At 62.7% G+C, this 17,166-nt stretch carries 22 protein-coding genes and 1 riboswitch; of the genes, 13 read left to right on the top strand and 9 right to left on the bottom strand.

What is annotated here, in order from left to right; translation table 11 throughout:
- Window positions 1-96: 96 nt before the first annotated feature.
- Genes A3CW_RS0127595 through bufA1 form a run of 4 tightly spaced genes read right to left on the bottom strand, consistent with a single transcriptional unit; the run spans window position 97 to window position 2,600 of the window.
- On the bottom strand, window positions 97-591 hold the full coding sequence (locus tag A3CW_RS0127595) for a DoxX family protein (RefSeq protein WP_028206442.1): 495 nt from the start codon (window positions 589-591) through the stop codon (window positions 97-99).
- Window positions 588-1,412 carry an HvfC/BufC family peptide modification chaperone gene (locus A3CW_RS0127590; protein ID WP_028206441.1) on the bottom strand — a complete coding sequence of 275 codons (825 nt, stop codon included), beginning with the start codon at window positions 1,410-1,412 and terminating at the stop codon, window positions 588-590. The genes A3CW_RS0127595 and A3CW_RS0127590 overlap by 4 nt, the downstream gene beginning before the upstream one ends.
- Window positions 1,384-2,274 (bottom strand): MNIO family bufferin maturase, encoded by an 891-nt coding sequence (gene bufB / locus A3CW_RS0127585; RefSeq protein WP_028206440.1) that lies wholly within the window; start codon window positions 2,272-2,274, stop codon window positions 1,384-1,386. Before bufB ends, A3CW_RS0127590 begins: the two co-directional genes overlap by 29 nt.
- A 14-nt stretch (window positions 2,275-2,288) precedes the next feature.
- Window positions 2,289-2,600 carry a BufA1 family periplasmic bufferin-type metallophore gene (gene bufA1, locus A3CW_RS0127580; protein WP_028206439.1) on the bottom strand — a complete coding sequence of 104 codons (312 nt, stop codon included), beginning with the start codon at window positions 2,598-2,600 and terminating at the stop codon, window positions 2,289-2,291.
- A 163-nt stretch (window positions 2,601-2,763) separates the two neighbouring features.
- Between bufA1 and A3CW_RS47825 the strand changes: the two genes are divergently transcribed.
- Together A3CW_RS47825 and A3CW_RS0127570 are read left to right on the top strand one after the other, a co-directional pair.
- Window positions 2,764-3,387, top strand: a complete 624-nt coding sequence (locus A3CW_RS47825; protein ID WP_051481761.1) for a sigma-70 family RNA polymerase sigma factor — start codon at window positions 2,764-2,766, stop codon at window positions 3,385-3,387.
- On the top strand, window positions 3,384-4,043 hold the full coding sequence (locus tag A3CW_RS0127570; protein ID WP_028206437.1) for an NrsF family protein: 660 nt from the start codon (window positions 3,384-3,386) through the stop codon (window positions 4,041-4,043). The genes A3CW_RS47825 and A3CW_RS0127570 overlap by 4 nt, the downstream gene beginning before the upstream one ends.
- Window positions 4,044-4,235: 192 nt before the next feature.
- Here the strand turns inward: A3CW_RS0127570 and A3CW_RS47820 are convergent, their stop codons facing one another.
- Window positions 4,236-4,823, bottom strand: coding sequence for a TMEM165/GDT1 family protein (locus A3CW_RS47820; protein WP_035514139.1), 588 nt, complete (start codon window positions 4,821-4,823; stop codon window positions 4,236-4,238).
- A 10-nt stretch (window positions 4,824-4,833) separates the two neighbouring features.
- A riboswitch (yybP-ykoY riboswitch) is annotated at window positions 4,834-5,017 on the bottom strand.
- A gap of 94 nt (window positions 5,018-5,111) precedes the next feature.
- Between A3CW_RS47820 and A3CW_RS0127560 the strand changes: the two genes are divergently transcribed.
- From A3CW_RS0127560 to A3CW_RS51275, 3 genes are read left to right on the top strand one after another with little or no spacing between them, the layout of a single operon-like run.
- A complete protein-coding gene (locus A3CW_RS0127560; RefSeq protein WP_028206436.1) occupies window positions 5,112-5,384 on the top strand; it encodes a metal/formaldehyde-sensitive transcriptional repressor in 273 nt (90 codons plus the stop codon).
- A 7-nt stretch (window positions 5,385-5,391) separates the two neighbouring features.
- Window positions 5,392-6,681, top strand: a complete 1,290-nt coding sequence (gene dmeF / locus A3CW_RS0127555) for a CDF family Co(II)/Ni(II) efflux transporter DmeF (protein ID WP_028206435.1) — start codon at window positions 5,392-5,394, stop codon at window positions 6,679-6,681.
- Window positions 6,682-6,684: 3 nt separating this feature from the next.
- Window positions 6,685-6,885, top strand: a complete 201-nt coding sequence (locus A3CW_RS51275) for a DUF1289 domain-containing protein (protein WP_081771839.1) — start codon at window positions 6,685-6,687, stop codon at window positions 6,883-6,885.
- Between the two features lie 233 nt (window positions 6,886-7,118).
- Here the strand turns inward: A3CW_RS51275 and merR are convergent, their stop codons facing one another.
- Window positions 7,119-7,517, bottom strand: a complete 399-nt coding sequence (gene merR, locus A3CW_RS0127550; protein ID WP_028206434.1) for an Hg(II)-responsive transcriptional regulator — start codon at window positions 7,515-7,517, stop codon at window positions 7,119-7,121.
- 75 nt (window positions 7,518-7,592) lie between these two features.
- On the opposite strand from merR, the gene A3CW_RS0127545 reads away from it, so the two are divergent.
- The 6 genes from A3CW_RS0127545 (at window position 7,593) to A3CW_RS47815 (ending at window position 11,663) form a co-directional block, all read left to right on the top strand.
- The gene (locus A3CW_RS0127545; protein ID WP_035514137.1) at window positions 7,593-7,940 is read left to right on the top strand and encodes a mercuric transporter MerT family protein; all 348 of its coding nucleotides are present in this window, start codon (window positions 7,593-7,595) and stop codon (window positions 7,938-7,940) included.
- A 12-nt stretch (window positions 7,941-7,952) separates the two neighbouring features.
- On the top strand, window positions 7,953-8,228 hold the full coding sequence (gene merP / locus A3CW_RS0127540; RefSeq protein WP_028206432.1) for a mercury resistance system periplasmic binding protein MerP: 276 nt from the start codon (window positions 7,953-7,955) through the stop codon (window positions 8,226-8,228).
- 7 nt (window positions 8,229-8,235) lie between these two features.
- Window positions 8,236-8,457, top strand: coding sequence for a GDCCVxC domain-containing (seleno)protein (locus A3CW_RS53970; RefSeq protein WP_081771838.1), 222 nt, complete (start codon window positions 8,236-8,238; stop codon window positions 8,455-8,457).
- A 278-nt stretch (window positions 8,458-8,735) separates the two neighbouring features.
- Entirely contained in the window at window positions 8,736-9,506 is a 771-nt protein-coding gene (locus tag A3CW_RS52545; RefSeq protein WP_154678051.1) for a hypothetical protein, read from the top strand.
- Between the two features lie 695 nt (window positions 9,507-10,201).
- Entirely contained in the window at window positions 10,202-10,999 is a 798-nt protein-coding gene (locus tag A3CW_RS0127530) for an anti-sigma factor family protein (protein WP_028206431.1), read from the top strand.
- 43 nt (window positions 11,000-11,042) lie between these two features.
- On the top strand, window positions 11,043-11,663 hold the full coding sequence (locus A3CW_RS47815; protein ID WP_035514135.1) for a YceI family protein: 621 nt from the start codon (window positions 11,043-11,045) through the stop codon (window positions 11,661-11,663).
- A 126-nt stretch (window positions 11,664-11,789) separates the two neighbouring features.
- Here A3CW_RS47815 and A3CW_RS0127520 read toward each other — a convergent pair whose 3' ends face one another.
- The gene (locus A3CW_RS0127520; protein ID WP_028206430.1) at window positions 11,790-12,350 is read right to left on the bottom strand and encodes a cytochrome b; all 561 of its coding nucleotides are present in this window, start codon (window positions 12,348-12,350) and stop codon (window positions 11,790-11,792) included.
- Between the two features lie 625 nt (window positions 12,351-12,975).
- On the opposite strand from A3CW_RS0127520, the gene A3CW_RS0127515 reads away from it, so the two are divergent.
- Window positions 12,976-13,392: a plastocyanin/azurin family copper-binding protein gene (locus tag A3CW_RS0127515; RefSeq protein ID WP_028206429.1), complete on the top strand. Its 417-nt coding sequence runs from the start codon at window positions 12,976-12,978 to the stop codon at window positions 13,390-13,392.
- Between the two features lie 772 nt (window positions 13,393-14,164).
- Here the strand turns inward: A3CW_RS0127515 and A3CW_RS47810 are convergent.
- Together A3CW_RS47810 and A3CW_RS0127500 are read right to left on the bottom strand one after the other, a co-directional pair.
- Window positions 14,165-15,664 (bottom strand): sensor histidine kinase, encoded by a 1,500-nt coding sequence (locus A3CW_RS47810; protein ID WP_035514133.1) that lies wholly within the window; start codon window positions 15,662-15,664, stop codon window positions 14,165-14,167.
- On the bottom strand, window positions 15,661-16,422 hold the full coding sequence (locus A3CW_RS0127500; protein ID WP_028206428.1) for a response regulator transcription factor: 762 nt from the start codon (window positions 16,420-16,422) through the stop codon (window positions 15,661-15,663). The genes A3CW_RS47810 and A3CW_RS0127500 overlap by 4 nt, the downstream gene beginning before the upstream one ends.
- 206 nt (window positions 16,423-16,628) lie before the next feature.
- Here A3CW_RS0127500 and msrB point away from each other — a divergent pair, with 206 nt between their 5' ends.
- On the top strand, window positions 16,629-17,165 hold the full coding sequence (gene msrB, locus A3CW_RS0127495; RefSeq protein WP_028206427.1) for a peptide-methionine (R)-S-oxide reductase MsrB: 537 nt from the start codon (window positions 16,629-16,631) through the stop codon (window positions 17,163-17,165).
- Window position 17,166 lies beyond the last annotated feature (1 nt).

Here is a 17,166-nt window from a genome sequence, read left to right as displayed (position 1 = left end):
GCGAGACGGCCAGCAACCTGACAACGCCGTCCCGCATTGCGGGCAGGTCAACACGGAGACGAGAACGACGTCACGGTGACAGTCCTCCTGTCGAAATCAGCGCTCATCGCGCTGAGGCCGGACGCCTTCCGGCGAAGCATCGCGCCACCGTCGCTCACGGATCAGGTGGTCGAGCGACAGAGCTCCGGCGCCCCGGCACAACAGGATGAGCAGCATGGCGGCCCACTGGATGTGCGTCGGCCACGCCTGCGGGTACACGAAGATCTCGATCACGGAGGTCATCCCGAGCAGGACCAATGCGGCGGGCCTGACGCCCAGGCCGAGCACCAGCAACACCGGCATGCTCAGTTCTATCGATACGGTAATGTGCGCAGCCACATCCGGCGGCAACACCGGCAGCCTGTATTCGTCGCGAAACAGTTCGAGCGCCGCATCCCAGTTCGCGAGCTTGGTCATGGCCGAGTTCCAGAATATTGTGGCAACCGCGAGGCGCAGCGGAATGGCCAGCAGCCAGTAAGGCACGCGTTCCAGCAACCGAACTGCGCATTGAAATACGCTACGGCCCTCTGCAGGGTTGGAGACGCGAGTCATGTCGATAATCCCCGTTCGATGCGAATGCAGCCAGCAATCTGCGAAGTCTGGGCGAAGCATCCGCGCGCCAGGTATGCGCCGATAAGTCCAAAGCCATCCGCTTCCGGCGCGCATGCCAGCGCCGCTCCGAAGGCCTCGCCTGCAAAAAGCGCCTTGCTGATGCGCCACTCTCCGGCGCTCAAGCGCAGGGTATCGACGCCTTCATCGACGCGTTGCACGAGCAGATGCACAGGGTCGTCCGCGAGCTCGATCGCGCGCAGCGCCGCGTCGTCCTGCTGGAGCACAGCGCACCAGATGGTGTCGGCGGGCGAATCGCAGCGCAACAACCGCGTGGCCGGATGAGGCGACAATCGCAGCGAGCCGAGCGCATCTTCGTCGAGCTGCGCCAGGCGCGCCGGATCGAGCGGCGCGACTTCGGGTGCGTGCAGCACGCTGTTCACCTGCCATTCGAGCCGCGCAACGTCGATCACATACGGCACCGATGAGAGATGGGGCATCTGCGCGAGGAAGGCCGGGAATTCCGCGCCGTATTCGTCGAGCCATGCGCTGCGCGGCGGCGCGGCGCGCACGAACAGGCGCACCGCGCCCTCGAGGAAGTCCGCGCCGACCAGACGCTGCACGGCGGGAAAGGCAAGCCGCAGCGCATTGACCAGCACACCTTCCGCTGTGTTCCGGTAGATGTTCAGGCGTGCCTGCGGATCGAGACCGTCGGCCAGCACGACGGCCGCTGCGTGTTCATCGGCGCTTTCGTTGGGAACTTCGAGCAGGCTGCGGCGCATGGCCTGTTGAAGGTCAGCCAGCGATGGCGTGCGCATGTTCATGGCGAATCGCCTCCAGTGCTGATTGCGCCGCAGCGGCTTCCTCGATGAGAACGTCGAGCGGCGGCACGTCGGTGTCCCATTCGATTAGCGTCGGCGTGGGTCCGAAGCGTTGCAACGCTGCCGCATAGAGCGCCCACACCTGCGGCGCGACACGCGAGCCGTGATCGTCGATGCGCAGGACCCGGCCGCCCGTGAGTTGCCTGACGCTGTGGCCGGCAAGATGGATTTCGCCGATGGCCGCCGGCGGCAGCGCGTCGAGATACGTGAGCGGATTCCAGCCGTGATTGCACGCGCTCACGTAGATGTTGTTCACGTCGCACAGGAGTCCGCAGCCCGTGCGTTGCGCGAGGCTCGCGAGGAACTCCCACTCCGGTATCGTCGAATGCGCGAAACGAAGATAGGTGGACGGGTTCTCCACGAGAATGCGCTGCCCAAGCGCCGTTTGCATCCGGTCGACGTTCCGGCACACGACGTCGAGCGCTTCTTCGGTCATCGGCAACGGCAGCAGGTCGGCGAGGTACGTTCCGCCCGCCATGCTCCACGCAAGATGCTCGGAGACGAGGCCGGGCTCTACGCGCGCGACGACCTTGCTCACGCGTGCGAGATGCGTGGCGTCGAGCCCGTTGGCGGTGCCAAGCGAGAGGCCCACGCCGTGCAGGGACACCGGATAGTCGCGGCGTATGGCATCCAGACAGCGCGTCGCAGGACCGCCGCCCATGTAGTTTTCAGTGTGCACCTCGAACCACGCCACGGCGGGACATTCGTCGAGCACGGTTCGATGATGGCGAAAACGCAGTCCCACGCCGGCCCTCGAGGGAATCGTGCCGGCCGGCGCGCGTGTGCGGGCGACGGTTGCGCTCATGGCCGCAGCGCCCCTCAACCTGCCTTGATATGGCCGCCCGCGATCTTGCTGCAATCGCCTGCCGGCAACAGCACGAACGACTTCGGGTCGCGCGCCTGTGTGGCCTGGCCGGCGCACGAGTGCGCCCCTTCGGCGCAGTCGTTCTTCGACACCGCGTTGACGCCGTAGCACTTTTCGAGGTGGTTCTGTGCCATTCTGGCCATGTTGTCCTTCACGACCTGCGGCGGATTGCCCATACCCTGCGCCTGTGCTGGCAACGCCTGCATTGCGAGCGCCATGCCGACCGCGGCGGACAGCGACGAGATGGTCAAAGCGGACTTGCTCATAGTATCTTCTCCGAGGGTAGGGATCGCGAAGCTGCGATCTCCCTGTGAGATTCGGTCCGGCGCGGCCAAAGGTTACGTCGTGTGCCAATTATTTCTTCGGTTCGATTGCCCTCTTCCACTGACTGCAACGATGTCCGACTATCGACACCGCAGCGCCGCGCGCATGCAGCCCGAACGATCCACGCCGGCTGGCGAGGAGCCGCGCGGCACCACCGTGGATCACGCAACCCGGCCTGACGGTACGCCCGACTGGTCCGTATTGATGGCGCGCGCGCAGCAGGGCGATCGCGACGCGTATCGCCGTCTGCTGCAAAGCATGACGCCGTATCTGCGCAGCCTCGCAAGCCGCCATGGGGTCCGTCCCGACGCGGTCGAGGACGTCGTGCAGGACGTCCTCGCCACGGTCCATCTCGTGCGCCATACCTACGACCCCAGGCGCCCGATTGGCCCCTGGCTGCTGACCATCGCCATGCGCCGCATCGTCGATACGCTGCGCCACGATGGGCGCCAGGCCGCCCGCGAAGTGCCACTGGACGATGAACATGAAACCTTGGCCGACCCCACGGCGAATCTGATGGAAGAAACCACGGATGCGCGCGTGCTGCGCGAGACGATCGAGCGCTTGCCGTCCGGGCAGCGCGACGCAATCCGCATGCTCAAACTCGAGGAAATGTCATTGAAAGAGGCGGCTGTGGCGAGTGGAATGACTGTTGCCGCGCTGAAGGTCGCGGTGCATCGCGGGCTGAAAGGCCTGCGCAAGCTCCTGACGCAGGGAGACCGGAAATGAGCCCGACCTCCGATCTGATCGAGTCATTGGTGGCCGATGCCAAGCCGGTGCGCCCGCTGCGTGCGCCCGCCGTGCGGGCCGCCGGCTGGCTCGTGTTCGCCGCGCTCGTGCTCATGCTGGTCGGCGTGGCGCACGGCGTGCGGCCCGACCTCACGGCGAAGCTCCAGCAGCCGGTGTTCGTGACGAGCGTGGCCGCAGCGGCGTTGACGGGGATTCTCGCGGCCGTCGGGTCGTTCATCGCCAGCGTGCCGGGAAGAACGCTGCGCTGGTTGCTGTTGCCGCTGCCCGCGATGGCGGCCTGGGTATCGACGATCGGCTACGGATGCCTGACGAACTGGATCGAAATTGGCCCGAACGGCATGTCACTGGGGGAAACCGCGCGCTGTTTCGCGACGCTCGGTCTCACGGGCATTCCGCTCTCGCTCGCCCTCCTGATCATGCTGCGCCACGTGGCGCGCCTCGCGCCCGCTCCCGTGACGATGACAGGCAGCCTGGCCGTTGCGGCGCTCACGGCTGTAGCGCTCTCGATGTTTCATCCGCTCGACGCGACGGTCATGATCCTCGTCTGGAATTTCGGCGTCGCGACGATACTGTTGCCGATCAGCGCGCGGTACTCACAACGACTGTTCGCGTGGGTGATATCGCCTGTCCGATGAAAGTAGTGGTGGACGTTGTTGTACCGGGCGCACGCGGGCCGTGCCGATATTCGAATGGCGATTCGTTCATCAACGTGAAACACGTATGGATGAGGTAGCCTCCCCGGTGCCGAACATGCGTGCGCCATTGCAGACATCCAGCTTGACTCGCGGTGAGCTATGAGCTGAGGCCAGTCCACGTGCCCCGACGGATTAGAACATCGGATGAGCGTCCGGATACAGCGCTGTTCTGAGTGCAAAACCTCCCAGGACGACAAAAATAATGGCCGCCACGGCGTGTACCGCCTTCGTCGGCAGGCGATCGGCAAACTTGTGCCCGAGGTAAATGACCGGAACGTTGGCGAGCATCATACCCAGCGTCGTCCCGGCAACGACTCCAAGGAACTCGTGAAAGCGGGCGGCCAGGGCAACCGTGACAACCTGCGTCTTGTCGCCCATTTCCGCGAGAAAGAAGGTCACCACGGTTGTACCGAACACACCCATGTGCCCCTTCGTGACGGCATCCGTTTCGTCAAGCTTGTCAGGGATGAGAATCCAGATGGCCATCAGCGCGAACGACGCGACAACGGCCCAGTTCATGACATGCGGATTGACGACGTTTGCGAGCCACGCGCCCAGCGCACCCGAAAATCCGTGATTGACCAACGTCGCCACGAAGACGCCAAGCATGATCGGAATGGGCTTGCGATAACGGGCCGCGAGAACGAGTGACAGCAGCTGGGTCTTGTCGCCAATTTCGGCAAGGGCGACCACGCTGGTCGATACGAGGAACGATTCCATGGGGTTTGTTGTTACCGGGCCGCGAAGTCAACACGCGATGACACACACCCCTGCGACCCGGCCAGGTAGGGATGCACGTCATCGGTCTTGCCAGGCTTACGCTGCGCACGCCATGTCGCCATCAAGCCGACAAGTATGTTGACGTGCGCCTCCGAACATTGCGTCCAGAGCGGCTACTCCCCGAAGAGTGCCGCGATTATAAAGGTGCATCGTCCGATCGCACAAGCGTTTTGGTATACCCCCCTACCCTATTTTTGCTAGACTACACCCCGAAATGGGAGAACAGCCATGAGTCACACGATCCGCGAGAAGCAGAAGCTACTCAACCGCATTCGCCGAATCAAGGGGCAGGTGGAAGCCATTGAAAGGGCATTGGAGGAAGAGCGCGGCTGCATGGAGGTGCTGCAACAGGTTACGAGCTGTCGTGGCGCCATGAACGACCTGCTCGCCGTCGTGCTCGAGGACCACATTCGCACCCATCTGGTCGACGCAGAACCGGCTGACGAGCATGGCAGCGGGACCGAACAATTGATCGAAGTAGTCCACAGCTACTTCAAGTGAGAGAAGTATGGGCAAGTTCGAGGACGCCGCCTTCGGGGCGGGCCATGACCATATCTTCCTGGGCGCTGCCCACAAGGAAAACGAGCGCAGAACCTGGATGGTGATCGCGCTGTGCAGCGCCATGATGGTGGCCGAGATTGTCGGCGGCAGCCTTTTCGGGTCGCTCGCGCTCGTTGCCGATGGCCTGCACATGTCGACCCACGCCGGTGCGATGCTGATTGCCGCGCTGGCGTACACCTATGCGCGAAAGCATGCGAGCGACACCCGCTTCGTCTTTGGCACCGGCAAGCTGGGCGACCTCGCGGGCTTTACCAGCGCTATCGTGCTCGCGATGATTGCGCTGCTGATTGGATACGAGGCCGTTTCGCGCTTTCTCTCGCCCGTGCCCATCCACTTCGGCCAGGCGATCCCCATCGCCGTCCTCGGCCTGCTGGTGAATCTCGCAAGCGTCTGGCTGCTCAGCGGAAACCATCACGGCCACAGTCATGGACACGCGCACAGCCACGGCCACGGGCATGGACATGAAGACGAACACGGTCATGAGGAAGAGGCGCATCGCATCTTCAGTAATGCGGGCGTTTTCGCCGTGTCGGTTTTCGAAGATGGTGTGCCGCCCGTTTTCCGCAGTACGCCTGAAACCGCCTCTTCGAAGCTGACTACCGATGCGGTATCAATCACAACGATTCGCCCCGACGGTTCCCACCAGACCTTCACGTTCGCAGACCGTGGGAGCTATCTGGAGTCGAAAGATGACATTCCCGAGCCACATGCATTCAGGGCCATTGTCAGTCTGACCGATGGCGAACATTCAATTGAGTTCGAAGAAGACGATCACAGTCACGACGACGCAGATGCTGCGGCAAATCGCGATCACAACATCCGCTCGGCCTACATCCATGTGATTGCGGACGCCGCGGTTTCCGTGCTGGCGATCATCGGCCTCCTGCTGGCCCGCGCGTTCGGTTGGGTCTGGATGGATCCGCTCGCCGGCGTGATCGGCGCCCTAGTAATTGCGAACTGGTCGTGGGGCTTGATGCGCGATACGGGCGGCATTCTGCTCGACATGAATCTGGACAAGCGCATGGCCGAGAACGTTCGTCATCTCATTGAAGACAACGGTGCCGACGTGCTTGACCTCCATGTCTGGCGCGTCGGTCCCGGGCACATGAGTGCGGTGGTGTCGGTCGTCACCAGTGAAACACAACGCAGCCCGAGCTTCTATCACGCGGCCCTCAAACGCTTTAAGGGGCTGTCCCACGTGACGGTCGAAGTGAATCCGGTCAGCGCCGCGGCCTGAGGAATGGCGGTCAAATCACCCTGCATCGATGTCTGCGCGTTCGATGGCAAGACTGGACTTTGCATCGGCTGCTTTCGGACGCTCGACGAAATCCGCGACTGGAAGAAGATGACGGACCACCGACGTCATCAGATCCGCAATGAGCGTTCCCGGCGACAGGCGAAGGTGGTCCGTGAGGCGCCAAAAGCTTCGTCGGAAGACTGAAGCAATCGCGCGTCCCAACTGTTTGATCGCGTTCGACCGACAAAGTCATCAAGACGCGTTCAACGTATCACCGTCGACGTGAACGGGGGGCCGGGGACTAATGGGACAGCCAACCGACTTAGGCCGATAGGAGGGTCGGCCGGTAATCGCGAATATCTCAAGCTTCAGGTACTGACGATTCCCGGCCATAGCAAGCCGTCGTGTCACCAGCCGCCATTTGCTCGGCGCGCCACTCAGTCGCGTTCCAATACATCGATGATCGGGCACGGCCTGGCAGTGTCCCCCACATCGCATTGATGGACCAGTTCCCCTAGCACCTGGTGCATGGCCGTCAGGTCAGCCATCTTCCGCTCGATCAGATCCCGCTTGCGGGCTGCCAAGGTCCGCGTTTCCGCGCAGCCGCATACCGAGTCCAACGTCAACAGCGTGCCCACCTCGTCCAGCGTGAAACCCAGCGCCTGCGCTCGCCGGATGAAACGCACCCGTTTGGCCTGGTCCGGCGCATAGCGCCGATGCCCGCCCGATGGCTTGGGCGGCTCATCAAGCAGGCCGCGCCGCTGATAGTAGCGGATCGTTTCGATGTTCACCCCAGCCGCTTTCGCCAGCTTGCCGATGGTCAGTGCCGCGTCCATCAGATTCCCCTTGATTCCGTACCTGAGTACAGGATTTAGAGTGACAGTCGTGCGAAAAGGTTCAAGGAGAAGGCGATGGTGCAACTCACCGGCAAAGTGTCCTTGGTAGCGGGTATCCTGGCCGCCGTAGGCGCGTCGGTGTGCTGTGTCGGGCCGCTCATACTGCTCGCCCTTGGGATCGGCGGCGCATGGGTAGGCAGCCTGACGGCGATGGAGCCTTACCGGCCGTTTTTCATCGGGTTGACGCTGCTGTTTCTCGGCCTGGCCTTCCGCAGGCTTTACCTGATGCCGAAGGTTTGCACTCCAGGCACGCCCTGCTCCGATCCGCGCACGATCCGCCGGCAGCGACTCACCTTCTGGATCGTCGCGGCCCTGTTGCTCGCCCTGCTGGCCGTGCCGCGGATGGCCCCGTTGTTCTACTGAGAGGAGTTCGCCATGCGCATATTGCTCGTTACTCTACTGGCCTCCCTGCCGTTGGCAGCGCTGGCTGCCACACCAAAGACTGTCACGCTGGCCGTACAAAATATGACCTGCGCGCTGTGCCCCATCACGGTCAAGAAATCGCTGGAGAAGGTGACCGGTGTAAGCGCCGTGCAGGTTGATTTCGACAGGAAGACGGCCACCGTCACGTATGACCCGGACAAGGCCCAGCCGAAGACGCTTACCGAGGCCACGACGAACGCGGGCTATCCGTCCACTGTACGGAAGTGATGCCACCATGCCCGTGATCCTCAAATCCGTGCTGATCTGCCCGCACTGCGCACACGCCCAGCAAGAGAGCATGCCGACGGATGCCTGCCAGTTCTACTACGAGTGTCCGGCGTGTCACACACTGCTGCGCCCGAAACCTGGCGACTGCTGTGTGTTCTGCTCATTCGGCTCGGTACCGTGTCCCCCGATCCAGCAACAACGCGCGTGCTGCGAGCGTCCGGCTTCGTAGCAGGAGCAGTTGACCGGACGGCGCTTTGCTGGAAATCGCGCACGACCCTGGCAAGCACCCCATCATTAGCGCCCAGACCGCGAGCGAGTGGTCTGGGCGGAGTAGCGCAGCCGATCCAACGGCCGGCGCGCCCCGCTTGCCGACGCGGGTTGTGGCCGAGGCCTTCCGACCATGTCCCGCACCCGCCCGTGGAGAACAACGCTACCCACACGCTGCCGGCGGAATAAACCGTCCGCTCCATACGTTTATCTTTCGAAGGAGCACCGGCAGGTGACATCATGTGCAACGTACTTCGACTTGGACCGGCGCTACTCGCCGGTCTGGTCTGCTCCGCCCCCGTGGCAGCCCAGACTTATGAAGGGCAGCCGATCGACAGTTCCACGTGCCGCGACGTGACAGGTCAAACTGAAATAGACGGCATCATTCAGCCGTACACCGGGCGGGCCTGTCGGCAGCCTGACGGCAACTGGGTGTTCGTGAACGGCTATGGCCCGTCGTGGGTCATGCCGGACTACGCGTACAACTATGAGCCCTGGTACTTTGGGCCGCCGGTCTTTTTGAGTGGGGGATTCGTTTTCTTTGATGATTTTCACCGCCACCACCATCACCACCATTTCGACCACGATCACTTCGGCCATCTTTTCGAGCGCGATTTCGACCGCGATCGCTTCGACCACCGTCCGAATCGCATCGTAACCATGCCGTCCACTGTCCCGCCCGCTCAGCCGCCGCATCGCCTGCCCATGCCGCCCGCCCCCGCTCCAGCACCGCACGTGGTAGTGATGCCGCCGAAGGCTCCTGCACAGGCACCGCACATAGCAGTGACGCGGCCAGGCGTCCCCGCTCAAGCGCCGCATGTGGCGGCCATGCCGCCGAGTGCCCCCGCACAATCACCGCACATGGCAGTGATGCAGCCACGCGCCCCCGCACAAGCGGGGCACACGTGGACAGGCGGATATGGCGGGGTCGGCGAAGGCGGGCATGCCTCGGGTGGCGGAGGTGGTCACTTCACTGGACGCGGCTTTGGCGGCGGCACGCACGGCCATTGATCGAGTCGGAGAAAATCGCACCGAAGCCAACGATTGGGGGCAAGTGAAATCGGTGGGCACGAGCCGGCTGCACCGCAACCCCAATCGATTCAGACAATTGTGCGTTCCGAACAACGATCACGGCATATTTGCGACTTCGTGAACTTCGGGTTTTGAAAACGCAGTCACCCGGCGGCCCGCGTTCGATGAAATCGCCCGCACCCAGATCATGGCGGCCCCCACCTTCTAGCCGGAAGTGCGCCACTGTGTGTCTCCACTATACGTCCGACAGCATTCCGTCGATCTTGTGGTCGTCTTCTATGCTCACTGCGATATTTCTCGACGAACCGCAAGTCCGCTAAGCCGCGCCGCAAGGATTAGTTGATTACTTGACGTTGCCCACATGCAGCATGCGCTTTTCCGCTGCCTCGCGCTCGCGACGAAATCAGCTGGCGAGAAATCTTGCCTTCAAGGACCTCGGAATAAAGGGCATATGTGGAACGTTTTTCCGTTGTCCTTAGTACGTAAGGAAGCCGGGATGAAATCCGGACAGATTCTCTGCCTGCGGGCATGGACATCCTGGCACCCAGGTTCGGCGCGGCCTGCCTGTTGGCACGGTGATGTCGCGTCTCTTGCCGGCGCATGGTCACATACGCCAACTATTCGCAGGGCGCAACTCGACAGCCCCGCGTCGTTGACAGCATTGGGCTAGCCCGATGAGCGACGATCTCGATCCCACTGCAGCGTCAGGCTTTAGCGTGGCGGCGCTACGCGCATTCTCGGCATTCGTCGACGACGAGTTGACGGAAGCTGAACGCCTGACGCTGGGAGCCCGGTTGACCGTGGACCGGCGTGCTGCGAACCTCGTCGCCCGCTATCGCGCGCAGCGGGCCGCCTTGCGTGTGCTGTTCGCGGATCCTGGCGCGCAAGCGAGCGTGTCGTGCGTTGTGCTGCACACGCGCGTGAACCGGTGGCATCGCACAGCGTTCGCCATAAGCGCGCTCGCCGCCGGAGCCACACTCGCAGGGCTCGCCGGCGTAATTTCATCGCCTGTTGCGCCGCCATCGGCGCAGACGGCATTCGCCGAGCAGGCCGACGTCGCTTACGTGGTCTACGCGCCGGAGCGGCGCCATCCGGTCGAGGTGACTGCCGCGCGCGAAGGGGCGCTCGTCGACTGGCTCTCGAAGCGCCTGAATCGTCCGCTCTCCGTGCCGTCGCTAAGGGATTACGGCTATGCACTGCTGGGCGGACGGCTGCTGCCGGGCGCAGACGGACCAGCCGCGCAATTCATGTACGAGAACGGGGCCGGCGCGCGGCTTACGCTTTACGTGAGCCCAGCCTCGCAACGCGAAACGGCGATCCGCGTCCTGCGGGAAGGCGATCGCCGCACGTTCAGCTGGGCAAACGACCAGATCGGCTACGCGCTCTCCGGGCAGATGGCGGAGGGTCAATTGCGCAAGATCGCTGTCGACGTTTGCAGCGAGCTTGGCGGGCATCCCGAACCGTGGAGGTAGATGCGTGCCCGATCGGAGCCCCATCCGTCGACGAGGCGCGGCCATGCGTCGTCTCAAACCACGCGCTACCGTGATCGCGACGTTCGCCTGCGCTGCCTGCGCAGTTGTTGGGGTCAGTGCCGAACCGATCGACACGTCTGCGCCGCAGGCACTGTATCGGCTCGATCCAGGCCGTTCAGGTGTGACGTTCGATGTCGCGAACGTCTGGCACTCAAACCTCACGATGCGCTTCAGCCGCATAGGTGCCCAGCTCGAGGGATTCCAGGGTTTTACCGCAGGCCGCGTCGTGGTGACGATCGACGCGACAAGCCTCGAATCGAACACACCATTTGTCGCCGGATTCGTGGAAGGCGGCGACATGCTCGACGTGGCGCATTTTCCGGCCATTCGCTTCGTCAGCACCAGCTTCGCCCGAACCGGTACAGTTACCGGCCTCTTGACGGGCGATCTGACGGTCCGCACGACGACGCGTCCGGTCACGCTCGCTGTCGCGTTCGACGAAGACCCGCGCGATCCGCCGGGCGCCCGCCGAACGCTGGCTTTTTCCGCGGAAGGCCACTTTAGCCGGGCGGCGTTCGGGCTGTCGAAGTGGTCGCACGCTGTCGGGGACGAGGTGCACTTGAGGATCCAGGCCAAATTTGTTCAGGAACGCGCCCATCCGTGAACTCTCGCGCTGCCGTTTCACGCGAGGAGACCCGTCGTGATCAAGCCCTTTCTGGACATCGCTGCCGCCGTGAACACGCTCAGCACGTATCGGTAGATCGATGGCTACATCGAACGAGCCATCATGTCATTTGAGGAAAGGCAGCATGCGCGAAAGCAGGCGGTCGCGGTCGAGCCACTGATGCTTGACGGCCGCGGCGACATGTACGGCAACGAGTGCGAACAGCCCGTAGTTGAGCGCGATGTGAACCGTCTTGAACACCACCTTCAGCGCCGGATCGGGCCCGATGATGCGCGGCAGCGGGATCAAGCCCAGATAGACGACCGGCACGTTGGCAGCCAGGGTGTAGAGATAGCCGGTAACCGGGATCGCGATCATCAGCACGTAGAGCAGCAGGTGCACGACATGCGCCGCGCTGCGCTGCCAGGCGCTCATGCCGGCAGGCAGGGGGGGCGCCGCATGGCTCGCGCGCCAGAGCATGCGCAGCACGGCGAGCGCGAACACGGTTACGCCGATCCACTTGTGCCAGGAGAAGTAACGCAGCTTGTCGGGCGTGATACCCGGGATGCGGACCATCACCCAACCTAGCGAGAAGCCGCAAGCGATCAGTNCCGCGATCAGCCAGTGAAAGACGATCGCCGTGCACGTGTACGAGACGGGGGTGGCTGACGTACGCCGGGATGACATGGGGAAAAGACGCAAGGCGAACCCTCAGGAACAGACTCCAATCAGTAACCCGGCCGGCCCGCAAATCCCCTCGCGCGACCATGGCTGCGCCCGTGACCTGAATCGCCTCCGACAGGAGCGAGAGTTATGCGTGTCCATTAACTGATCACATCCTTGCGCCACGAAGACCAGGCTTTCGACACGAAGTTAACGAATTCTTCGGTTATGTTATTCCGTCGATAGCTTCTCGTGCCTGGAGAACGAGAGGTGGTGGAGCGCACGGCGAGCGCTTGCGCAGCGATCCGGGACATCGACAGGTTCTTGTCGCGTGATCGAATCCCGTGATATCGCGCCACCATGACGGTATGTCGACGACACGTCAGGTTCGTGCGCGCGTTTCCACGAATATCGGCGCCATGCATCGCGTGGATCCGGCACCAGGTCGTCGACGCCTCTCGCTGCCCAGATACACGCCTGCGGGCTCCTGGAATATGCCTCCCACCCCGCGCGTTTGCTGCACATATCGCACGCCGCAGAAAGCGTTCATGCCATCGCACAGGCAGGGGCCATTGCGTGCGCAACGAATTGCATGCGGTAATCGCTCGACGCCAGGCAGACGTGATATGCCGATGCAAAGGAGGCCGCCATGACTGCCACTTACAGAATCAACTTCCTCGCCAGTGTGATCGCACTCGGGATGACGTCGAATCCAAGCTGGGCGGAGCAAACCGTCAACGCGACATTGCTATCGAACTCGATCCAGCTCGGGACGCACAATGTGAAGACGGGTCGCATCACGCTTGAAGTCAGGAATGCTGCGGACAACAACATGGAACACGAACTCGTCGTGCTCAAGACGGATCTCGCGGACGATGCACTTCCCGTCAGCAAGGGACTGGTGCTGGAACGCAAGCTGAAAAAGATCGGCGAAGTCGAAGACATCGCGCCGGGCAAGAGCAAGCGCGTGTCGTTCAAGCTGGCCCCCGGGCACTACGCGCTGATCTGCAACAAGCCGGGACACTATGCAGCGGGGATGCACACGGCGCTTGTCGTGGCGCCGTAGATCGCCTGGCGAGCCAGATCGTTCTCCTCACCGGCCACATTCTCGCGCCGGATTCGGCAGGGTCGACATCCACGACATTGACCGCGTAGAGCAGATTCTTGGCGAGGTAATCGTCGAGGCAGACAGGACGGGAGATGGAATATCCCGGATTCGCCGATCAGCGAACTCACGACCGTGGTGAACGAGTACGATCGCCAGCTCCGGAAAATTGAGCCCGGAGAGGAGCTGTTTCTCGACTATGCACTCGAGATCCCACCGAAGGCGCAATGCGAAGCGCTCAGCGAATACGCCTGCCATTGCGGAACACAACGCTGCCGTGGGACGATGCTCGGTCCTCTGTGAGCACCTCACAAAGCAAGCCGATGGTGGCGCTGCTCGACGATAGCCAGAGTTGCGAAAGAACGGGCGATCACCTCATTGACGGTCGCAACGTTACCGCGCAGAAGAGACTACTGCTGAACCATGACTCCCAACCGCGGGCTGATACTGGGCCTCCTGCTGCTTGCGGCGCTGCTCTGCTTTCTTGTGACGTTACTCGTTGACGTTGAGATCTGAATGCGGTCCGTCAATACCTGGCGCGGTTCGAGCGTTCACGAAATCGGCTGTCACGGAAGGTGCGAGGCGATCCGCCCCCTTGGGACTCAGACCCGTCGTGCTACCGTTCCGCCAGGGTTCTCTCCCGAATACAATCGTCTGCGACGCGCCAGCTTGATGCGACGCCCGTCGCATTTGGCGATGTTTCGAGTGACGCAAGCCCGCATTTGCGGCGCGATCACCCCTTGAGTGCCTCCCTCGCCGGAGCGGCGTCCAGCTTGAAACTGAATGTAGCGCCGCGCCGCTCGCGCTCGACCAGTTCGATGCGGCTTCCGTGCAGTTGCAGCATCCGTTGCACGATCAACAGTCCCAGCCCACCCTGGCGACGCACGTCACCCGAACTGAACGCACGCCGGAACAGGCTCGCGCGGAGCTCGGGCGCAATACCCGGCCCGGTGTCGCTGACCACGACACCGATCTGGTCGCCCGCGCGGGCAAGCTCGACGCTGACCTCGCCGCCGTCCGGCGTATGCCGGATTGCGTTGTCGAGCAGATTGGTCAGCACCCGCTCGATCATGCCCAGGTCGGCGCAGACCGCCGGCAAATGTGCAGGGATATTGGCCTGCAAGCGGATATGCCGGGCCTGCGCAGCAAGCTCGAACTTCTGGAACACGTCCTGTACGACGTCAGCGAGGGCAAACGCTTCAAGTGTGAGTTGTATGTTCTCATGCTCCAGGCGCGCGAGCTCAAACAGCGATTGCGCGAGCTTCCCTACTTTTGCGCTTTGTGCGAGCGCGATCGCGAGATAGCGACGGCGCTCCGTGCCCTCCAGGAGGTTGTCTTTCAAGGACAACGTCTCGAGATAGCCGTGCAGCGAGGTCAATGGCGTGCGCAGATCGTGGGAGATGTTCGCGAAAATCTCGCGGCGCTCCTGGTCCTGCTTTTTGAGTTCGCGCCATTGCACGCCAATACGGTCTGCCATCTGGCCAAATGTGCGTTCAAGGATGGCAATCTCATCGCGGGTTCCGGTGTGTGTCGCCGGGCGACTGAGTGCAAGCGACGCTGGTTCCGAACCTTCCCGAATCGAGGCATTGAATCGGCTCACAGTGTCGGTCAGGCGTCGCAAGGGGCGCGTGATCAGGCCAAATGCGATCAGACCAGAAATCAAACCGAGCGACGCAACCACCGCCATCAATCCGAGCGTAGCGCGCAGCACCGTGCTTTCAGCGAGTCGCGATGCCAGTGCGTCACGCGCTTCGCCAATCAGGACAACGTAGATATAGCCGGCCGCACGCCCGTCGGCACCGGGGACCATTGCGGCGCTGAACACCTTGCGGGCATCCATGCTACGTGGGTCGTCACCCAGAATCGGCAGTGGTTCGTTGGCCAGAAAACGCCGCACCGGCTGCAGGTCGACCTGCATGCGCCGGATATGTCCGGGTGGTGCATCATCGCCCGTGATGCGTCCGTTCGCGTCGAGCAGATAGACTTCGACGCTCGGATTGACAGCCATCAGTTGGCCGAAAAGTGTACGCAGCGCCGCTGGTTTGGGTCCGTCCGCACCCATCAGCGCTGCGTTGCGGCCGATATGGGATGCCAGGTCTTGGGAGAGCGCCTGGATGACCTCCTCATCATGCAGTTCCGTCGCCCGTATCTGCAACCATGCCGACGCCCCGCAGCACGTGAGCAACAACACCGAAAACACGATGGACACTCGCTGCGTCAGCGACAGTTTCACGACGCCCCTCCTTGCACCTCGTCGCGCGGCGCAGTTTTGCCAGGGGCTGCGGGCGCCATCGGGTCGAACCTGTAGCCGCGTCCCCATACGGTCAGTATGCGCACGGGCTGCGCGGGGTCGGCCTCGATCTTGCTCCGCAAGCGGTTGATGTGCGTGTTGACCGTGTGCTCGTAGCCCTCGTGCTGGTAACCCCAGACGGCATTGAGCAACTCCATGCGCGAGAACACCTTGCCGGGATGGCGCGCGAAGTGATACAGCAGATCGAATTCGCGTGGCGTCAGCTCGATGCGCTTGCCGTCGACGTGCGCTTCGCGGGTGACCGGATCGATCGAAAAACTGCCGAGCATCAGCGTGCCACCCTCGATTCGCAAATCTTTCGCCATCGCGTCGACCCGACGCAGCAGGGCCTTCACGCGCGCGACGAGTTCAAGGACCGAAAAGGGCTTCGCGAGGTAATCGTCGGCGCCGAGTTCGAGTCCCAGAATGCGGTGAACTTCGCTTGAGCGCGCGCTGGTGATGATGATCGGTGTATAGCGCGTCATCGCTCGCGCGCGCCGGCAGATTTCGAGGCCATCGACGCCGGGCAGCATCAGGTCGAGAATCAAGGCATCCCAGCCGCCCTGCTCCAGCAGTCGCAGTCCTTCTGCGCCGTCGGCGCTATGGACGACCTCGTAGTGCTCGTCGCGCAGATGCAGCATGAGCACGTTGGCAATATCCGCATCGTCCTCGACGATTAGCACGCGTTTGGTCTGATCCATTTATCACTCAGGCATAGGGCGCATCGCGCCCCGGATTGGAGGGCCGAATGTGCGGAATATTGTGCAGAAAATTCCGCCACAGAGTTATCACAATTAATTTTACTTTTCGTGAGGACTTCGGTATCGGCCACTGCCTAAGCTTCATGTAACGGGTGCGCACCGCCCCGATCGCGTCGGGTGGCGTTGCACTGCACAAGGAGAGCACGATGGATATCCGTAGGCGGCTCCTGTTGTCCGGCGGCGGCGCGCTCGCCGTCATGTGCTCGCTCAAACAGTGGCGCGTGAAAGCGGCCCAGCCGCTCGGCGACACGGCGACGGCCAGTAATCCGGCGCCCAGCCCGGCCGAACATTTCGCCGTGATCCACACCGAGGATGAATGGCGCAGGCTCCTTACTCCCGCCCAGTATGAAGTGCTCAGGAATGCGGGGACGGAGCGTCCGTTCACGAGCCCGCTCAACAGCGAACACCGACCGGGCACGTTTGCCTGCGCGGGCTGCACGACGAATCTGTTCGCTTCGAATACGAAATTCGACAGCGGCACGGGCTGGCCCAGCTTTTATGCTCCGCTCGCGCACGCGGTGGCCGAGCATGAAGATCGCTCGTTCGGCACGGTCCGCACCGAAGTGCACTGCCAACGTTGCGGCGGCCACCTTGGCCACGTCTTCGACGATGGCCCAAAGCCAACCGGCCTGCGCTATTGCATGAACGGCGTTGCCATGACCTTCAAGCCCGGCGCGGCCTGAA

It is taken from the genome of Paraburkholderia nodosa DSM 21604, assembly GCF_000519185.1.
In the GTDB taxonomy this organism is placed as follows: Bacteria; Pseudomonadota; Gammaproteobacteria; order Burkholderiales; family Burkholderiaceae; genus Paraburkholderia; species Paraburkholderia nodosa.
The sequence above is the reverse complement of the archived record's forward strand: the minus strand, read 5'-3'. Positions and strand labels throughout refer to the sequence as shown.

Excerpts from the sequence above, each read along its gene's own strand:
- msrB (WP_028206427.1), top strand. The coding sequence starts at position 16,629 with ATGGATATCCGTAGGCGGCTCCTGTTGTCCGGCGGCGGCGCGCTCGCC.
- A3CW_RS0127530 (WP_028206431.1), top strand. The coding sequence starts at position 10,202 with ATGAGCGACGATCTCGATCCCACTGCAGCGTCAGGCTTTAGCGTGGCG.
- A3CW_RS0127595 (WP_028206442.1), bottom strand. The coding sequence starts at position 591 with ATGACTCGCGTCTCCAACCCTGCAGAGGGCCGTAGCGTATTTCAATGC.
- A3CW_RS51275 (WP_081771839.1), top strand. The coding sequence starts at position 6,685 with ATGGCGGTCAAATCACCCTGCATCGATGTCTGCGCGTTCGATGGCAAG.
- A3CW_RS0127590 (WP_028206441.1), bottom strand. The coding sequence starts at position 1,412 with ATGAACATGCGCACGCCATCGCTGGCTGACCTTCAACAGGCCATGCGC.
- A3CW_RS47815 (WP_035514135.1), top strand. The coding sequence starts at position 11,043 with ATGCGTCGTCTCAAACCACGCGCTACCGTGATCGCGACGTTCGCCTGC.
- A3CW_RS47820 (WP_035514139.1), bottom strand. The coding sequence starts at position 4,823 with ATGGAATCGTTCCTCGTATCGACCAGCGTGGTCGCCCTTGCCGAAATT.
- bufB (WP_028206440.1), bottom strand. The coding sequence starts at position 2,274 with ATGAGCGCAACCGTCGCCCGCACACGCGCGCCGGCCGGCACGATTCCC.
- dmeF (WP_028206435.1), top strand. The coding sequence starts at position 5,392 with ATGGGCAAGTTCGAGGACGCCGCCTTCGGGGCGGGCCATGACCATATC.
- merR (WP_028206434.1), bottom strand. The coding sequence starts at position 7,517 with ATGGACGCGGCACTGACCATCGGCAAGCTGGCGAAAGCGGCTGGGGTG.
- A3CW_RS0127570 (WP_028206437.1), top strand. The coding sequence starts at position 3,384 with ATGAGCCCGACCTCCGATCTGATCGAGTCATTGGTGGCCGATGCCAAG.
- A3CW_RS0127545 (WP_035514137.1), top strand. The coding sequence starts at position 7,593 with ATGGTGCAACTCACCGGCAAAGTGTCCTTGGTAGCGGGTATCCTGGCC.
- A3CW_RS0127500 (WP_028206428.1), bottom strand. The coding sequence starts at position 16,422 with ATGGATCAGACCAAACGCGTGCTAATCGTCGAGGACGATGCGGATATT.
- A3CW_RS0127515 (WP_028206429.1), top strand. The coding sequence starts at position 12,976 with ATGACTGCCACTTACAGAATCAACTTCCTCGCCAGTGTGATCGCACTC.
- bufA1 (WP_028206439.1), bottom strand. The coding sequence starts at position 2,600 with ATGAGCAAGTCCGCTTTGACCATCTCGTCGCTGTCCGCCGCGGTCGGC.
- A3CW_RS52545 (WP_154678051.1), top strand. The coding sequence starts at position 8,736 with ATGTGCAACGTACTTCGACTTGGACCGGCGCTACTCGCCGGTCTGGTC.
- A3CW_RS47825 (WP_051481761.1), top strand. The coding sequence starts at position 2,764 with ATGCAGCCCGAACGATCCACGCCGGCTGGCGAGGAGCCGCGCGGCACC.
- merP (WP_028206432.1), top strand. The coding sequence starts at position 7,953 with ATGCGCATATTGCTCGTTACTCTACTGGCCTCCCTGCCGTTGGCAGCG.
- A3CW_RS53970 (WP_081771838.1), top strand. The coding sequence starts at position 8,236 with ATGCCCGTGATCCTCAAATCCGTGCTGATCTGCCCGCACTGCGCACAC.
- A3CW_RS0127560 (WP_028206436.1), top strand. The coding sequence starts at position 5,112 with ATGAGTCACACGATCCGCGAGAAGCAGAAGCTACTCAACCGCATTCGC.